This window comes from Paenibacillus sp. RS8 (genome assembly GCF_041956825.1).
Classification (GTDB): Bacteria; Bacillota; Bacilli; order Paenibacillales; family Paenibacillaceae; genus Paenibacillus_AQ.
In genome coordinates, this window is sequence record NZ_CP168131.1 from 2,944,725 (window position 1) to 2,961,989 (window position 17,265).

The 17,265-nt window shown below is 44.9% G+C and carries 18 protein-coding genes; 16 read left to right on the forward strand and 2 right to left on the reverse strand.

Features of this window, described 5'->3' with window-relative positions; all coding sequences use genetic code 11:
* Positions 1–50: 50 nt before the first annotated feature.
* From ACDZ28_RS14605 to ACDZ28_RS14665, 13 genes are all read left to right on the forward strand, one after another.
* Positions 51–470 carry a thiol-disulfide oxidoreductase DCC family protein gene (locus ACDZ28_RS14605; RefSeq protein WP_076118136.1) on the forward strand — a complete coding sequence of 140 codons (420 nt, stop codon included), beginning with the start codon at positions 51–53 and terminating at the stop codon, positions 468–470.
* A 74-nt stretch (positions 471–544) separates the two neighbouring features.
* Positions 545–1,453, forward strand: a complete 909-nt coding sequence (locus ACDZ28_RS14610; protein ID WP_375105042.1) for a copper amine oxidase N-terminal domain-containing protein — start codon at positions 545–547, stop codon at positions 1,451–1,453.
* A 36-nt stretch (positions 1,454–1,489) separates the two neighbouring features.
* A complete protein-coding gene (locus tag ACDZ28_RS14615; protein ID WP_375105043.1) occupies positions 1,490–1,924 on the forward strand; it encodes a DUF6526 family protein in 435 nt (144 codons plus the stop codon).
* Between the two features lie 186 nt (positions 1,925–2,110).
* The gene (locus ACDZ28_RS14620) at positions 2,111–3,274 is read left to right on the forward strand and encodes a hypothetical protein (RefSeq protein WP_076118130.1); all 1,164 of its coding nucleotides are present in this window, start codon (positions 2,111–2,113) and stop codon (positions 3,272–3,274) included.
* Positions 3,267–4,508 (forward strand): CpaF family protein, encoded by a 1,242-nt coding sequence (locus tag ACDZ28_RS14625; RefSeq protein ID WP_375105044.1) that lies wholly within the window; start codon positions 3,267–3,269, stop codon positions 4,506–4,508. The genes ACDZ28_RS14620 and ACDZ28_RS14625 overlap by 8 nt, the downstream gene beginning before the upstream one ends.
* Before the next feature lie 31 nt (positions 4,509–4,539).
* Positions 4,540–5,334, forward strand: a complete 795-nt coding sequence (locus ACDZ28_RS14630) for a type II secretion system F family protein (RefSeq protein ID WP_375105353.1) — start codon at positions 4,540–4,542, stop codon at positions 5,332–5,334.
* A gap of 10 nt (positions 5,335–5,344) precedes the next feature.
* Positions 5,345–6,220, forward strand: coding sequence for a type II secretion system F family protein (locus tag ACDZ28_RS14635; protein WP_375105354.1), 876 nt, complete (start codon positions 5,345–5,347; stop codon positions 6,218–6,220).
* A gap of 13 nt (positions 6,221–6,233) precedes the next feature.
* Positions 6,234–6,422, forward strand: a complete 189-nt coding sequence (locus ACDZ28_RS14640; protein WP_042124893.1) for a Flp1 family type IVb pilin — start codon at positions 6,234–6,236, stop codon at positions 6,420–6,422.
* Positions 6,419–7,093 (forward strand): TadE family protein, encoded by a 675-nt coding sequence (locus tag ACDZ28_RS14645; RefSeq protein WP_081389772.1) that lies wholly within the window; start codon positions 6,419–6,421, stop codon positions 7,091–7,093. The genes ACDZ28_RS14640 and ACDZ28_RS14645 overlap by 4 nt, the downstream gene beginning before the upstream one ends.
* A 59-nt stretch (positions 7,094–7,152) precedes the next feature.
* Positions 7,153–9,420, forward strand: coding sequence for a hypothetical protein (locus ACDZ28_RS14650; RefSeq protein WP_339289602.1), 2,268 nt, complete (start codon positions 7,153–7,155; stop codon positions 9,418–9,420).
* Positions 9,421–9,438: 18 nt separating this feature from the next.
* The gene (locus ACDZ28_RS14655) at positions 9,439–10,431 is read left to right on the forward strand and encodes a TadE/TadG family type IV pilus assembly protein (protein WP_375105045.1); all 993 of its coding nucleotides are present in this window, start codon (positions 9,439–9,441) and stop codon (positions 10,429–10,431) included.
* Between the two features lie 29 nt (positions 10,432–10,460).
* Positions 10,461–10,970, forward strand: a complete 510-nt coding sequence (locus ACDZ28_RS14660) for a prepilin peptidase (protein ID WP_042124900.1) — start codon at positions 10,461–10,463, stop codon at positions 10,968–10,970.
* 18 nt (positions 10,971–10,988) lie between these two features.
* A complete protein-coding gene (locus ACDZ28_RS14665) occupies positions 10,989–12,650 on the forward strand; it encodes a DUF6382 domain-containing protein (RefSeq protein ID WP_375105046.1) in 1,662 nt (553 codons plus the stop codon).
* A gap of 24 nt (positions 12,651–12,674) precedes the next feature.
* Here ACDZ28_RS14665 and ACDZ28_RS14670 read toward each other — a convergent pair whose 3' ends face one another.
* Both ACDZ28_RS14670 and ACDZ28_RS14675 read right to left on the reverse strand, forming a co-directional pair.
* Positions 12,675–13,580: a TIGR01777 family oxidoreductase gene (locus ACDZ28_RS14670; protein WP_042124902.1), complete on the reverse strand. Its 906-nt coding sequence runs from the start codon at positions 13,578–13,580 to the stop codon at positions 12,675–12,677.
* A 40-nt stretch (positions 13,581–13,620) separates the two neighbouring features.
* Entirely contained in the window at positions 13,621–14,085 is a 465-nt protein-coding gene (locus ACDZ28_RS14675) for a DUF2621 domain-containing protein (RefSeq protein ID WP_042124904.1), read from the reverse strand.
* Between the two features lie 172 nt (positions 14,086–14,257).
* On the opposite strand from ACDZ28_RS14675, the gene ACDZ28_RS14680 reads away from it, so the two are divergent.
* The 3 genes from ACDZ28_RS14680 (at position 14,258) to ACDZ28_RS14690 (ending at position 17,254) form a co-directional block, all read left to right on the forward strand.
* On the forward strand, positions 14,258–15,367 hold the full coding sequence (locus ACDZ28_RS14680; RefSeq protein WP_076118117.1) for a deoxyribonuclease IV: 1,110 nt from the start codon (positions 14,258–14,260) through the stop codon (positions 15,365–15,367).
* A gap of 64 nt (positions 15,368–15,431) precedes the next feature.
* A complete protein-coding gene (gene purU / locus ACDZ28_RS14685; protein WP_042124906.1) occupies positions 15,432–16,331 on the forward strand; it encodes a formyltetrahydrofolate deformylase in 900 nt (299 codons plus the stop codon).
* A 179-nt stretch (positions 16,332–16,510) separates the two neighbouring features.
* Positions 16,511–17,254 carry an SAF domain-containing protein gene (locus ACDZ28_RS14690; protein WP_076118116.1) on the forward strand — a complete coding sequence of 248 codons (744 nt, stop codon included), beginning with the start codon at positions 16,511–16,513 and terminating at the stop codon, positions 17,252–17,254.
* The last annotated feature ends 11 nt before the right edge of the window (positions 17,255–17,265 follow it).

A 17,265-nucleotide genomic window follows, 5' to 3' on the forward strand; every position in this document is an offset into this window, starting at 1 on the left:
TGTTTACCCAAAATATGCGATACACTTATCTTTATCAGGGAGGGGGAGCAATGAACGAGGAGCTGAACATTATGCAAAATAAATCCATTGTGCTGATCGATGGGGTGTGTCATCTTTGCCAAGGTTTGATTCGTTTCATCATCCCGCGTGATCCCAAGGCTAAATTTCTATTTGCGCCTTTACAAAGTGAAATTGCTGCTAAGCTAATGAGGGAGGCTGGACTTCAACCTGGGCAGTTGAACACAGTTGTATTGCTGGAGAACGGTGTGTGTTATACAGAGTCGGCTGCTGTACTGCGGATTGCGCGTAGATTGAGATGGCCTTGGCCTGCTGCGTATTTCTTCATTATAGTGCCGCGCCAAATACGGAATATCCTTTACCGCTATGTTGCAAGGAATCGTTACCGTTGGTTCGGGCGCGATGAGCAGTGTCTGCTCCCAACACCGGAGATCAAACAAAGATTTTTGTAATCCGAGATTTGGCTAGATGTTATAATGTAACCATAATTTGGTATAGTTAAGGACATTTAGCGAGGGGTGAAGGGATGCTGCGAAAGGCAGGGCTTTATCTATTAATAGTTATGTTAGTTTCTTTAGGTACGATGGGAACGGTATCCGCAGAGGCTAAGCTCAAGGTAATGGTGAATAATTCGAGCGTGAATTACGGTGTGCATATCGTTTCTGGACAGACGATGGTTCCGCTGAAGGCTTTTGAGAGCTTCAAGAATACTTCTATTCAGTGGGAAGCCCGTACAAAGCAAGTAACGATCATCAGAGACTCTATGAAGATTAAGCTTACAGTAGGTTCTCGAACAGCATGGAAGAACTCGGAATCTGTACAACTGGATGCACCTGCTAGAATCATGGATGGAAGAGTTACAGTACCGCTAAGGTTTATTGCAGAAGCTCTTGGGGCTAGAGTAACTCTGGACGTTAGTACGAATACTGTCCGGGTTCAGGAACGTGCAAATGCAAAGCTTGTGCAGAATTATAATAGTAACGATTTGGTTGTTTCCCGCATTGCTGCCTTACAATTTCCGTTTGAAGAAAGAGAGCCGTCTCAATTAACGGGTGATAATGAAGCGTTGTCTATGTCGTATTATTTTCCAGAAGGCAGGTCTGACGGATATTTCATAATCTATGGGCATTTTGTATCGTATTATGAGATTAAAGACAACATTAGAACAGTCGTATGGGAAGCAGATTTGGACGATTCGAAAGAGGCTGATAAACAAGATTTTACCGCGATATTTGGACATCCTATTGCAAAGGAATATGGTAAAGCCCCTGTTTTAGCACCATCCTATGCCTATTATTATACGAGTGTATGGGGAAGTCAGATTATTTGCGGAATCGTTAATGTGGATGGAACGACTAAAGTTTCAGGGAAGTCGCTGTACTGGGAGAATAACAAGCCCTTTGTCGTTGCTATTCCCGGCGAGACCAAGCTTTAAGCACTATACAAGTCATATAAAATATGGAGATGAATTATGAATAAAGGGAAGCCTAAAGGATTTATGCGTTTTGATTGGCCTTATCATTTTGTGACGATGCCTCTTGCGCTAATTTTGTTTGTGTGGTCGGCGATTTATGCTGTTCAAGAGATACGTGCTGATGGGGTTTTAACGGTGCCATTGCTGTTATTTGGCTTGTCCTTATGCCTACTATTTGCGATTACGAGAATTCGTATATATGCGACAAAAAATCAGGATCGCGTGGTGAGAGTGGAAGAGCAATTTCGCTATTTCCGTCTGACAGGCGAAGCTTTGAACCCGGAGCTTGAATTATCCCAAATTATAGCGCTGCGCTATGCAGGTGACGATGAGTTCCCAGCACTGTGTCAGCGAGCCGTGAAGGAGAAGCTCAATCCTAACGATATCCGGTCTGCCATTAAGAACTGGCGCGAAGATAAGATGAGAGTATAGTATCCAGCTAGTGTGAGAAAAAACTTATTGCTGCCTTCTTGTATATATGCTACTATAGCTGTAAATTAAAGGAATGGCGACGGAAGCACCGTTCAATTACCGTATCCACGGTTATTGTCGGTGCTTTTTTTGCTGTCTTTTTTGAGGAAATAATGGATTTCTTTTTATCGAAAGGAGCGTGGTTTCATGGCGGCAAGGATTGTGCTCGCAGTGCGTGAAAGTCAATATATCGAACCTCTATTACATTATCTTCATCACAGCGAGTACGGAGAAATGCTGCGTATTACGGCTTTTAGCCGAAAGGATGCTTTTATTGATTTCATGAGGGGAGAGGACATCCCGGATGCTGTTGTAGGGGACTCTTCTTTCATCGAGGCTTGGCTGATAGAGGGAAAAAACATGGTTCCATGGGCGGTCCTGAGTGAGGATGGAGGTTATCTTGGTAAGAGTGCTAAGAGTCTAGCAGGAGGGGTGATGATTGCCAAATATCAGGCATTGCCTTCCCTTCTGGGGGCTTTCCTTCAGTTATGTGAAGTCCAAAGAGGTAGAGGATCTTCTGTGCTAGATGAAACGCTGTTACTTGGGGTCGTCTCTTCTAGCGGTAACATGGGCAAAACCACAATAGCATTGAATATGGCTAAGCAGCTTGGTGAGATGGGCCTTTCGGTGTTTTATCTAAACCTTGAAAGTGTAGATAGCAGTGGGTTGTTTCTTCGAATCCCTGCAGGTCATACGCCTGGGCTAGAGCGACTGCTTTATGAAATAAAGGCCAGTCGAGACAAGGGTGAAGCAGATACGATCGAATTAGGACAATACTTCATTAGATATGATCACCTCCGAACGGCTGCTTTTAGGCCAGTTATTAATGTGAAGGAAATGCTTCAGATGACTATGGAAGATACATTGGATTTGTTAGAGCGTCTAGTTGCTGAGAGAAACTTTGATGTTGTTATTGTGGATACCGGCAGCATCGAGGAAGAACGAGCAAAAGCTGTGTTACAAAGAAGCAGGATTCTACTGTGGGTCCTGAAAAATGATGATGTAAGCATGTATAAGACTATGAGGTGGTTATCGCATTGCAACACCCCTAACTCTGGTATGACACCCCATGTGATGGACAAGAGTAGGTTTGTAGTGAATTTTGCGGGAAATCGTATGGAAGAGTGGGTGCCTCCTGAAGGAATTAGCATTGAAGGGGTATGCCCCTTTATCCAATCATGGACGCTGCAACACCGTGAGGAGCTCTTTTTGAACTCACCGCAATTTCAGAGGGAAATCTTGCAGTTGTGTAAGCGGATTGTAGAGCCAGAACTCCCATTAGTTTTTACTGGGAAGAACTTGCATGAATGAGGAGATGTTCAGGGCGCTGCGTAGTGAGATTCGTGCAGGACTTGATGTAACTTCTGCAGTAGGAAACCGTGAACTTACCGGTTATATCGAACGAACGATTCTAGAAAGTGAAAGTCTACGTTATTTAACGGCGCATGAGAAGCATGAGTTAGTAAAGAGATTGTTTGATTCTTTCCGAGGATTGGATGTGCTTCAGCCATTAGTGGATAACCCGGCGATCACGGAGATTATGATCAACAGTCATACTGAGATTTTTATAGAAGAGGAGGGTCAGATTCGTCGTCTTCCTTTGGAATTTGAGTCCAGTAGCAGGCTGGAGGACATTATCCAAACGGTAGTCTCCGGAGTTAACAGGGTAGTTAATGACTCCTCTCCTATCGTTGATGCTCGGCTTAAGGATGGATCCCGTGTGAATATTGTACTTCCGCCAGTCTCGCTGAAAGGACCGGCGATGACTATTCGTAAATTCCCAGAGACGCCGATGACGATGAATGAATTGGTGGGGCGTGAAGCCTTAAGCCAGGAAGCAGCAGAGCTTCTGCAAATCTTAGTAGCTGCTAAATACAATATTTTTATCAGCGGGGGAACGGGCTCAGGGAAGACCACTTTTCTAAACGCGTTATCTCAGTTTATCCCTTCACAGGAGAGGGTCATAACGATAGAGGATTCCGCTGAGCTACAGATTGTAACTGTGCCTAATCTTGTATCCTTGGAGACTAGAAACGCGAATACAGAAGGTAGAGGAGAGATCTCCATTCGGGATTTGATCAGATCTTCGTTGCGGATGAGGCCTAATCGAATTGTTGTGGGTGAGGTGCGGGGAGCGGAATGTCTCGATATGCTGCAGGCGATGAACACTGGACACGATGGAAGCTTGTCCTCAGGACATAGTAACAGCGCGCACGATATGGTCAGTCGACTGGAGACGATGGTGCTAAGTGCTGCGGATCTGCCGGTAACGGTTGTACGTCAGCAGATCGCATCGGCGATTGATATTTTCGTACATTTGTCCAGGCTCCGTGATCGCACTAGGCGAGTGATGGAGATTAGTGAGGTTGGGGGCCTAAAAGATGGAGAAGTGGTCTTGAACCCTCTATATGAATTTCAAGAGTCCGGTGAGCGAGAGGGACGGGTACAAGGGGGGCTAGTTTCTAGTGGAAACCCGCTTATACATACAGCAAAGCTTAGAATGGCTGGTGTAACCTCCTACCCGTTATCACAGTATGGATTCTGAATTCTAAAAGGGGGAAGAGGCAGTGCTTAAGATTAAGTTTGCTGCTGAAAAGCCTAAGGAAGCTGATTCCGGAGGCCATTCATTATTGCCGGATTATACGGTTTACGAGTTGACTTTGGTACAGAAAATTCTGGCAATCGCAGTAGGCAGTTTGCTGCTGTTTGTAGTGGGATATCTTTTTTATCATCATTGGATACTGTCTTTACTACTTATGCCAGGTGGGGTGTATGCACCTCGTATACTGCGTAATTATTTGCTGAAAAGACGCCGGAGTATGCTTAATTTACAGTTTAAACAGACGTTATTTTCATTGTCTTCCTCGCTCTCAGCAGGGCGCTCGGTCGAGAATGCTTTCCGGGAAGCAGTGCAGGATCTACGTATGCTCGACCCGGAGGGAGGCGGCGATATGATCTCGGAGCTAAATATTATCTGTACGCGCATGGAATACGGTCAGCCAGTGGAAGAAGCGCTACGGGATTTCAGTGAAAGAGCTGGAATGGAAGATATCGAGCGATTCGCTGACGTGTTCTCTGTATGTAAACGTACTGGTGGTGATCTTGTAGAAGTAGTACGCCGTACATCCACGATTATCGGAGAGAAGCTAGATATTCAGCAGGATATTGCTGTAAGCATTGCACAGAAGAAGTTCGAGGCTAAAGCACTGCTGATATCCCCACTGATCATGGTGATCTTTATGAGTTTAACTGCAGGAGACTATATGGAGCCTATGTATACGGGAGCGGGTATAGCCATATCGACACTAGCGCTTATTGCGTTGTTCTTATGTTATCTCTGGACTACTAAAATAATGGACATTCCGCTGTGAAGGGGATGAAATCATGCGATGGCTATGTGCAGTATTCACTATATTTTTACTTGTTGTCTGGGCTCTGTTACGAATTAAATGCGGAAAAAGATATGCCGGGTTAAGGAGGCTTCCCATGGACGGTTTACGACTTCGGAAGCTGGGTGAACCGCTGCTGCTGCTCATTGAGAAGAGTGGCACCGCCAGCCGTTTTCCATCGTTGATGTTCAGGATTCAACGTTCCCTGCAGCGAAGTTATGGGATGCGTTACAGTGCAGAACGGACCTTGCTGTTCATGGGTGAGATGCTTAGCTACAGTTGGTTGTTGCTTGTGGGTGGAAGCTTGATCACAGGGTTTAGCGGCGATCAGACAGGTCTGATTCTAGGCTTTTTCTTGGCGGTAGCTCTACCGGCTGCTATGGTCAGTGATTTACATAAAAAGGTGAGGGTGCGGGAGCAAAATATTATGCTCGAGCTACCAGAGCTTCTGAACAGTATTGTATTGCTGGTAGGAGCAGGTGAGACTGTGCAGCGGGCGATTATCCGCTGTGTAGAGAGCCACCGAGGTGATGTTAATCATCCACTGTATAAGGAGCTTAGGATTATGACCAGTGAATGGGAAGGAGGGTATTCTTTTCAGCAGGCATTCGAGAATTTTAGTAAGAGATGCGCAGTGCAGGAGGTATCCTTGTTCACGACGACGGTTCTTCTGAATTACCGCAGGGGTGGAGCGGATTTTGTGTTATCGCTACGCGACCTATCGCGAATGCTGTGGGATAAACGGAAAGCTATCAGTCGAACGCGAGGGGAGCAGGCTTCCTCTAAGCTAGTCTTTCCGATGGTAGTTATCTTTTTAATAGTAATTGTACTGGTGGGAACACCAGCATTCATGATGTTAAAAATGTAGGAGGATGAAACGAATGATGACGACAATGGTGAGTACTGCAAAGAGCTTTTGGAAGGACGAGGAAGGTCTGGGGACGCTGGAGATGATTCTGATCATTGCTGTGTTGATTGCGGTTGTTTTGGTATTTCGTGAGGAGATTGTAAAAGTAGTTAAAGATCTGATTAGCACTGCGGGTGAAAAGAGCCAGGACGTATTCGAGTGAGCAAGCTTAAGGAAGATCGAGGCAGCTTTACTATTGAAGCCTCACTTCTGCTGCCATTGGTCATGTGTATTACGATGCTTCTATTGTTCTTCTGCTTGTATAGCTATCAGAAATCCATGCTGATACAAGTGGCCTCAGGAGCCACAGAGCGTGCGGCTTACAATTGGGGTAACAGTCATAAAGAGGTTTCTGGATCCTACGCTGTTGGTGAATATGACTCCCTCTATTGGAGGATTGGTGACGACGCGTTGCTATCTTCATTATTCGGCGGAGAAGCTGGAAGTGGCGGTGTAACCATAGAGTTACCTGGTGAAGTGTCAGATGAAAGTGATTTGCCCGTACTTAAACTCAGGCATTCCTCCACTATGGTTCCGTATAATATGCCGGGAAATATGAACTATGTATACAGCCTTACCGGACGGAAAGTAAGTGCTGAGTTAAATCGCCTACTAAACCTACCCGTACTTGATGAGATTCTTTCTGATGAGGCAAAACCAAATGTGAAAGCTCAATCTATCATCGCTGAACCTGTTGAGTTTATTCGTACAGTCGACTTGATGCGATACTTCGGGGCAAAGTTCAAGGGAGGCTCAGAGGGGAGTGGTGGATCTGGAGTCCATATGGAGAAGAAGGATGCATCTACAATGATGACCAAGCTTCAGGATAAGTGATATTTCTTTGCCCGTGGATCTAATATTCATTGAAAGCAGGGATAAGGAGGGAGGTTTTGATGAGGAGTATTTTTACTAGTTGCCTCGCTAGCGGAAAGAATCGAAAGAGAAAGATGCAGGGGCAGCACGAGGGGAAAACAGAAGGCTCGGTCTCGATTTTCCTAATCATGGTATTGGCTTTCGTCTTTTTATTTACAGCAGTGCTGATTGATTATGCGCGCATTGCTGCATTCAATGTTCAAGAGGAACGTCTAGCGAGGGCTAGCGTCCGCTCTGTAATGTCATCCTACGATGTTGAGCTGCGAGAGAAGTATGGTTTGTTCGCATTCGGAGAGAGTGACGGGGATATTCTGCTCTCTAAAGTACTCAATGATAATCTGCATAAAAGTGGTCGGAGTGATGCTTTCAATCTAATCCCCTTTGCGCTGGAATCCTCATCCTTGGAATGGAGCCGACCATTGGGTAGCTATGAAGTTGCTCGTCGACAAATACTGGAAGAAATGAAATATAAGGCCCCGATAGATTTCGCGTTAGAGCTGGCAGGTAAATTTAAACCAATGTCAGGAGTAATGGAAGAGGCTTCACGCGCTACTACTTTGCTCAGTAAGCTGCAGCCGTTATATGACGAGCGAGAAGAGGCTTTGGATCTTATGTTAGAGCGGAGAAGCCAGGCTGCGGAGAGTGGAAGAAGGCTACTTCAATGGATTATGAATCCGCCGGGAGAGTCCATTTCAGCCAGTTCGCTCGGAAGTATGCAATCGGCCGCAGATATTTCAGCACAGTATAGCGACTACCTTGGGAAGTACTACGATGATCTTTATCGTGATAGTAAAAAGCCTGCAAAGTACACTTATCAATTGTCACTCTACCAGAGTCGAACTACTGAGATGTTATCGCGGCTTCCTGCCTTATTAACAGCTTTTCGTGAAGATCATGAAAGATCAATGGAGGGAGCGAAAGAAGCGTTAAAGAAGGCGCAGCAATTGAATGACGAGATGAGAAATGTATTGGAACAGTCGCGAATGGAGGGTGGGGATCTATCAAATGATCCTGCTAATAATTGGGATATTCCGGCGAGCTCAGGAGAGATAAGCTCAGACCCGCTTAAAAAGCTGCGTGAACAGGAAGATGCACTGATTCTCACCTCAACTGATTTAAGTCAGATGGAGAATAATATATCCACGCAGCAAAGTGCTTTCGAGACCATTGAACCAATCGTAGCAGGAATGTCAGGTGTGCTGTATGAAGCTTTGAGTGACAACGGGGACTCCTACCGAATGATATCTTCTGTTCTTGAAGCTACACGTGTGGTGAAAAACTATGTACAGAATTACGGCGAGAAGGGGAATGTTATCGCTAATGATGTGGCTTTAATTGAACAGCACCGTAGCTCAGATAAAGAGCGTAAACAATTGGAGAGAGAAGCTAAATCGAAGCTGGGTGAAGCGAAAGCGTTGCTCGATAAGATTCGAATGATGGGTAACGGAGTGACAGATTCTCTGAAAGACTATCAAACACTTCGCCAATATTATGAAGAGAATATTGCTTTTAATGAGGAAATAGTATCGGATCCACTGGTTAAATCAGAAGTTAGCTCAAACATTTATGCTGCTGGGAGTTCGGCGATGGAGGATATGGACGGGATCTATGCAGCGATGGGTGGCATTATGGCAGGAGCTAGAGATAAACTTTTCCAAACGGAGTATTCTGCCCTCTATTTTCAGCATTTTGACGTTTCCAAGTTAGCTACATTGGCACAAGGTTCTGTAGAGGATACAGATAAGCTTAAAGAACAGCTTAATCCTCAAGCACAAGAGCTGGAATACATTCTATATGGATTTTATAATCCTGCAGGCAATGTAGCCGCGGCTTATGCTGAAATATTCGCTATGCGGTTGTCTATTCGAACGATGGAAGGTTTTATTGAGAAGGCAAGCTTAGGAAATCCATTGGCTGTTCTCGCTGCGGCGCTGTTGTATGGAATCCAGCAAGCTATTCAAGATATGTTACTACTTTGTGAGAAAGATTCCATTCCTCTATCCAAATACTTACCAGCCCAGTTGACTTATCGCGATCATTTGCGTCTGTTTATGATGATGCATGGAGGCGGGAATGTTCAGTTATCTCGGATGCTGGCTCTAATTCGTCTCAACACAGGAATAAATACAGAGGAAAGAAGCACTTATGTATCCTCGAATATTAAGCTCAAAATGCGGTTATGGTTTCTGCCAGGTGTAGTGAAGCTTTTGGATTATAGCGCTGGGTATTCAGGAAAAGTTCAAGGAAGAACATATATGAGAGAAGTAAAGATTGATTTTTCATATTAGCAGGAGGTTGGCAAGGATATGAGGGACGAGTACCGGATTAGGGGGAGGACTAAGGAAGAAGGTAGCATGGTAGTAGAGGCGGCGATGGTACTTCCGTTTTTCTTACTGTTTGTTCTGTTCCTAATTTCTATCGTACAGATGACTTTGTATTCGACAGCCTTACAAAGTACAGCATCCGATACTGTGAAATCTATTTCAACGCATATGTACCCTGCGGCTTTGGCGGTGCAGAAATGGGGGGCAACAAGCGAAGCGGACGCTGATGCAGTGAAGGGGGGCACGGATCTATCCGCTGGCAATCCAGCTGAATCGAATTGGACAATACCTCGCTTGTCTCTTACAGATTGGGGCAGCAGTTACGCAATGGCATTACCCAAGCCGCTGAATGAGTGGGTCATGTCGGCTTTAGAGAAGGGTGAGGGACCGCTGCAGAAGCTACAGGCGGAGACCTCTGAGAGTGTACTGGACCTGGCGATTAAACCCTTATTGAAGCCGTATCTGTCATCAGACTTACTGGATTATGATCGAATTCATGTATCTAACATTATCGTGCCTGAATTAAAGAGGAGTACTCGACCTTACTTTGGATTGGTGGTTAGCTATGAGTTGCCAATGAAAGTACCCTTTTTAAACCAAAGCATTGTACTAGAGGCAAGTGCTGTTGAACGTCTTTGGATCGGAGATACAGGTGAAGGTATAAATAAGGGCGATGACGGCACTAGCAAACCAGAGGATTTCATTGTGATTTTGGAAAAACCGAATCCAGCTGTAGCAAATAAGCAAGGCAAAGTTCGTGCCAAAATTCCGCCAAATGCTTCCGCTAGCTTATCCGTCTTTTATAAAAGCGGAGGAAGCACTGCCAAGTATTTAGGCTGGAAACAAGCGGACGCGGATGGATATATCGAGTGGGAGTGGAAAATTGGTGTGAATACTACTCCGGGTACTTGGCCATTTGTAATACAGCTTGATGATGGAAGATCTATTGAGGTTATGTTCACAGTAGTGAAATGAATGAAGAGGAAAGAAAAGGAGTGTAAACCATGGCGGAGTGGGCGTTTTGGGGGTGTTTTCCGTTTCTGGCAGCTGCATTTATTACAGATATTAAGTCGATGAGAATACCGAACTGGATTACAGTGTCAGGTTTGCTTGCCGGTCTGCTTGCTCAAGTGCTGATGAACGGCTGGGATGGACTCCTGAAGGCTGGTGTGGGTGCTGTAGCAGGATTTTCAGTGCTTCTGATCATGCATTTGATAGGGGCGGTTGGCGCGGGGGATGTTAAGCTTTTTGCCGGGATCGGCGCTTGGACAGGAATGCTGTTTACATTGCAGGTCGTGGTGTACTCCGTATTATTTGGAGCTTTAATAGGCTGGATAATTGTCTTAATGAGACGGGAAACAGGCAGGCGTACGCGTAAGATCATTAACACAATTTCAGGATTTATATTATTGAAAAGTTCATTCCTATTTAAAAATAAAGATAGTGAGCTGTTGAGATTTCCTTTCATGCTGGCTGTAGTCCCTGGTACCATATGCGCTTATCTTTATTTTTAAAATAGGAGGTGGTGATGCTTGTTGTACGGATTAACCCGTGACTTTATACAGCAGGACGGTATATATATGATGCTTGGAGAACCAGAAGGAATGCCGGTGAGTAAGCTTAATATGGTTCAGGCTCGTATGCTGATGAACACCGACATTCCTCATCATTTAAGGTTATTACTTAGGGAAATCGATTTGAAGGTTACTATGGAATACGCTGTTCTGCGTAAAAAAATGCTCAGTCATTTGCTCAAAAGTGAGAAGCTAAGCATGACCTCATTTTTTGGTTTACTACTGCAAATTGCACAAGGGATGGAGGATGGCAGGTTATACATGCTGCGGGCGGAACAATATGCTTTGCATGGAGATTATATTTTTATTGAAGGCTCGTTGCATAGTGGTAAGGTATACCTAACCTATATTCCTATTCAGGGGAATGAGCCTACTTCTAGGCTGGGAGAATCGCTCAAGTCGCTGATCATGGTGCTAATGGCTTCTATTACAGAGCTTACTGGCAGTGGTGTTCAAAGAGTATTGCAATACTGTGGGGAAGAAGAATTTACACCGGCTGGCCTCAAGAGTCTTCTCTCAGAGCTTTTGACAGAGGGGGATTCTAGAAGTAGAGAAATCAGCAATAGTGAAATAATGGCATCTATTCCTCCAAAGATGACAGAAGCAAGTCTGATAGAACCAGAAAGACGAATGCAAGAGAGAGTAAGGGAACTGTTTGTGAATGAGGTAACTGCTCCTCAGAAAAAAATAAGTGAGCGGAATGAGGAAAAGATTCTGAATATGCAACAGAACGCCGCTCCTTGGTTGAGTAGCTATTCCAGTCCCAATCTCAGGTTGAAAGAAGAGGAGAAGTCGCTTCCATCTCTAGAGGATGATAATTTGATAAATTCACAAACCTCAAGCTCAAGAACTTATTTAATTCTAGGGTGCCTATTAGGAGACGCTTTATTATGGAAATTCCTATATCTAAATAGTCCAAAGCCGTTGTGGCTAGCCGTTTGTGGGATTGCAACGATCGCATTGTCTGTATTGAGTTGGATGGTATGGAGCGGAAGGATAAGGTTTGGAAGTAATGAACAAAAGGATCATACGAATGAGGACCCTGAAGATACAAACTGGAGTTCGAGTCGAAGAGAATTGGAGTGGAATTTCGGTAGAAATCCTGTGACAACTACGCGTCCCGCAGCAAAGATTCCAAAGGTAGATCAGTATACATCGGATCCTCTATCAAGCGTTCCAACTGCACGAGCTGAATCCAGGATAGAGGAACATAGTTTTGTAACACCACCAGAGCCAATAGCTCCAACTGCTTTATTATCACGAGAGGAGACACCTGAGCAGGGCAAACGAAATCACAAGCCAGCTCGAAATGTTCCTTATCTCAAAAGAAATGATGAGGATGAGGCAGAGGCGGAGACCATTGTGTTAAACCGAACTAGCTTTATTATCGGCCGCTCGGCAGAAGTAGCTCAGTACGTGGAGAGATCCGAAGGAGCTTCAAGAGTACATGCTGAAATATCTAGGAGCCCTGGCGGATACGTGCTAAAGGATCTCGACTCCAGAAATGGAACACTCTTTCAAGGCGAAGCCATGATCCCTTATAAAGAGTACCCGCTGTCAGAGGGGGCCGTATTTAAGATTGTAAAAGGAAGTTACACATTCCACATGGATGAAGCTTAGGATTACAAGTGAATGATGATTCTGCTATTTTTGGCTTTTCAGATCTTCTAAAGCAGCTTGAAGTGTGGGGAATGTAAAGCTAAAACCCTGTTCTAATGCCGCCGCTGGAAGGACGCGTTGCCCTTTGAGCAAGATCTCGGACAATTCACCAACTGCTGTTTTTAATAAGAAGGCAGGTAGTGGAAACCAATGTGGCCGTTTATACACTTTCCCGATCGTTCTCCCAAACTCTTCGTTTGTAACTGGATGTGGAGCAGTCGCATTAACGGGTCCGGAAATGGCGGGATTCTGAATACAATAATCGATCAGACGAACGATATCTGTCAGGTGAATCCAGGGGACCCACTGGCTTCCTGTGCCAATGTTACCGCCAAAGCCCAGTAAGTAGGGTAGCTTCATTTTTGGGAAGGCACCACTTTCATTGCCAAGTACAACACCGGTACGTAACTTGATTAGACGGATATCTTGGTATGCTTTATCAGAAGCTTCTTCCCAGGTATGAACCACTTCAGAGGGGAAGTCCATAACATGGGCTGGTGATGATTCACTAAAGGTATCTTGTAAAGAAGTTCCGTAAATAGCTACAGCGGACGCCTGAATGACTACAGACGGTTTGTGCTTCAAACTGTCGAGTAGCTTAGCAGCAGCGGAAACGGTTGCAAGACGAGATTGCATAATTGCTTTTTTGCCGCTTGGGCTCCAACGCTGGCTAAGAGAAGCTCCAGCAAGATTAGCCAAGGCATCTGCATTCTCTAGGGGGGCATGATCAGCTTTAAGGGTGTCCCATGTGTGGTAACTCAGTTTAGGATGATATGGCGCAGCTTTAGGTAGATTGCGACCGACGATGGCGACTTCATTTCCTGCTTGCAGCCAGTATTTTGTTAGTTCACTGCCAATAAAACCGGTGCCGCCACATATTACATATTTCATAAGGTTGGCCTCCGTTCTGAACACGACATTCGATTAACAATCACTTAAATAAATGCTGGTAAGCAGAGTAATCGATTTTGTTCTTTTCGAGAAAATTGACGAGGAAACGATTGTCACGCCGCGGTGTGGCGACTATGTAACCTTTAATGCAGTGATCACGAGTAACCTCTTTCGCATTGCTTTCCACTGCGATTTTTCCGATCTCAGCAGCAATAGAATGTTTGGCGATATCGCGAAACGGACTAGGCACAGGTTGAACAAGCTGGTCTAAAAAAGCTTTGGATTCATCACTCCAGAGTGATCGGCTGCGTTCTACCCAGTAATTTTGCCAGTCCAGCTTAGATTTTCCATCGGCTTTCGGCAATACCTTTAGGAATTTTCGGAACATAAAAAAACCGCCGATACACATGGAACCCAGCAGCATAAATGTCCAGAAAGCGATAGAGTTCATGAACCAATTGCTCGGTGTTGCGGATAATAAACCAAGTCCTGATTGGATAGACATGCATACACCACCTTTTGGCAATGAGTATTCTCACATAATTTAATCTCATATTAAAGTATAGCTTATTTCCAAAGTTTTGCGAAGCAGAACCCAGCATATTGACCTTATCTAGATTTATTTTTCTGATCACGGTAGAATAGGGGGTAATTCGTGAAGGAAAGAGGGAAGAAGTATGCTGAAAATAGGTTCACATGTGTCTTGCTCGGACAAGGGTCTTTTGACCGCAGCAAATGAAGCAAATGAGTATGGTTCCAGCTCATTTATGATATATACAGGAGCGCCGCAGAACACGCGCCGCAAGCCGATTGATGCCATGTATCCCGTTGAAGGGAAGCAAGCAATGAAAGAAAATGGTGTGGAGGAGATTGTCGTCCACGCACCTTACATTATTAATCTCGCTTCCTATAAAGAGAATACGTATCAGTTGGCCGTTGATTTCTTACAAGAAGAAATTCGCCGTACGCATGCGCTTGAGGTCAAGCATATCGTATTACATCCAGGTGCTTTCACTGATAAGGACGCTGAATATGGTATCCAGCGGATTGCAGACGGCCTTAATGAGGTTCTTGGGGGAACCAATGAAACGGAAGTTCATATCGCCCTAGAAACTATGGCTGGCAAGGGAACAGAGATCGGACGCAGCTTTGAGGAGATTGCTTCGATCATTGCTAAGGTTGAACATAACGAGCGTTTGTCCGTATGTCTTGATACTTGTCACATTCATGATGCTGGCTATGACATCGTTAATGATTTGGATGGCGTTCTTAACCAGTTTGATGAGATTATCGGCTTGAATCGTCTTGGGGTCATCCACATCAATGACAGCAAAAATCCATGTGGAGCAGGTAAAGACCGTCATACTCCAATTGGATCGGGTTGGATCGGTTTTGATACGATTAACAAAATTGTCCATCATGAGAAATTGGCAGGGCTGCCTTTCATTTTGGAAACACCATGGGTGGGTAAGGATGCTAAGAAACAGCGTCCGATGTATGAGGTAGAGATCGCTTTGCTCCGTGGTAACGTAGCTGAACGATTTGGACCGGAGTTTATAGAAGATGTTGAAACACTCCGCGAGTTTTTTGCTAAGAAGGAGATCGATTCCCGTCAGTATGTGCTTAATGTCTGGGAGTTGCTGAAGAACGATGCCAAGGCTAAAAAAGCTGATCCGCGTGAACCGCTGGAGCGTCTATATGACGAAGTCATCGCTGCCGAGCTGTTCCCTGCGCTGAGCGAGGAAGCAATTAATCATCGCTTGATTGCATGGTTAGCAGGCAAGTAAGTGCTCGTTCATGCATAAGCTAGACTTCAGATTGCACATGTAGATGAGAGGATGGGATGGGATCATGGAATTACACGTAAAAAGAAACAATTCGTCAGGTGCCGAATCATATTCCAACCGGGCGCGTATGCTCATTTCCTGTCCTGATGGACCGGGAATCGTGGCGGCAGTATCACACTTTCTGTATCAGCATGGTGCGAATATTGTGCAATCGGATCAGTACACAATGGATCCAGATGGCGGAATGTTCTTTATGAGAGTTGAGTTTGACCTTCCTGAATTAGGAGATCGTCTGGAAGAGATACGATCTTTGTTCGGCGGAGTGGCTGAACGTTTCAAGATGAACTGGAAAATATTCAATGTTCGTCATAAGAAAAGATTAGCCATATTTGTCTCTAAAGAAGACCATTGTCTTGTGGAACTTCTCTGGCAGTGGCAAGCTGGCGATCTAGAAGCCGACATCGCTCTCGTTGTTAGTAACCATTTGGATATGAAATCGTATGTCGAGTCCTTCGGCATACCTTTCCACCATATTCCAGTTACAGCGGATACTAAGGCTGAGGCGGAAAAACGTCAGCTTGAAGTCATCGGAGACGACATTGATGTTATAATCCTGGCTCGTTACATGCAGATTATCTCACCGTCGTTTATTGAGCACTATCGTCACCAGATTATTAATATTCATCACTCCTTCCTGCCAGCCTTTATTGGTGGTAATCCTTACGCCCAAGCGTATCAACGCGGGGTGAAGATTATCGGAGCAACTGCTCACTATGTTACAGAAGAGCTTGATGGTGGCCCGATTATTGAACAGGATGTACAGCGGGTTAGCCACAGTGATGATGTCATCGAGCTGAAGCGGATTGGACGCACCATTGAACGGGTTGTTCTGGCTCGTGCAGTGAAGTGGCATATCGAAGACCGGATCCTCGTCCATCAAAATAAGACTGTAGTGTTTAAATAGAAAGGTTATTTTCTGGTGAAAGCCTATGGTGTGAACCTGAGCGCTTTTTACCGGAACCCTATAATCTAATAGTTCTCTAAATCTCTACAGGTAAAAAAGCATTTTACCAGCAGCTTGGCTATTTACGCCAAGTTGCTTTTTGTCGTTCTCAAAATCGTGTTTTTAAGGAGGTGGAAGGTTTGGCTTTACAGCGTGGGCAACTGCTAAAACGCAACTATTTCTTCGCAAGCCTCATTTTGATTACTGGAGTCGGCGGACTGCTGGGGTATGATCTTTATTTCAAGCCCTACGTGCTCTCCCGAACCGTGGTCAAAATAAAGGTGGAAGGCGGGGAGTTTCTTCCCAAAAACTATGAGCTGAAAGCAAGTGATGTGTATCTGGACTCTGTTCAGACCAAAGATATACCTTCCGGCGTAATAACTGAAATCGAACAGGTAGAGCACAAGATTACGAACGTAAATCTGACTAACGGAAGTATTTTGACAGCGTCGCTAGTGGATGTTAGTGATTTAGAGCCGCTGGAGGATGAAGGGATTTTTCCTATACCAAAGGAGGCTATCTATGCCATTAATGGTTCTTTGCGAAGCCGGGATAAGGTAGATATTTATCTAGTTGAAGGTGACAAAGAGAAGCAGAGTGAATCGGTTAGTCCGAATGTCAACAAGGACGGGGAAGAGCCGATTGGGCAAATTCCACTTAGTGAACCCGTGAAGGAGGTGTTTTTATCTGGAGTCACCGTGAACTATGTGCGAACTGAAGATAATAACGATGTGCTAGATTCAGAAAAGGGCAACAACAATAATCGATTCACTTCGACTGGCAAGGTGGCGACACCGGAACTGAAGCTGAAGAAAAGCGATGGACAACGGCTAGGACAATTTTTGGAGCAGGGGAAAAAGCTGTGGATCGTACGGGTCGAGTAGGAGGGAAGAGT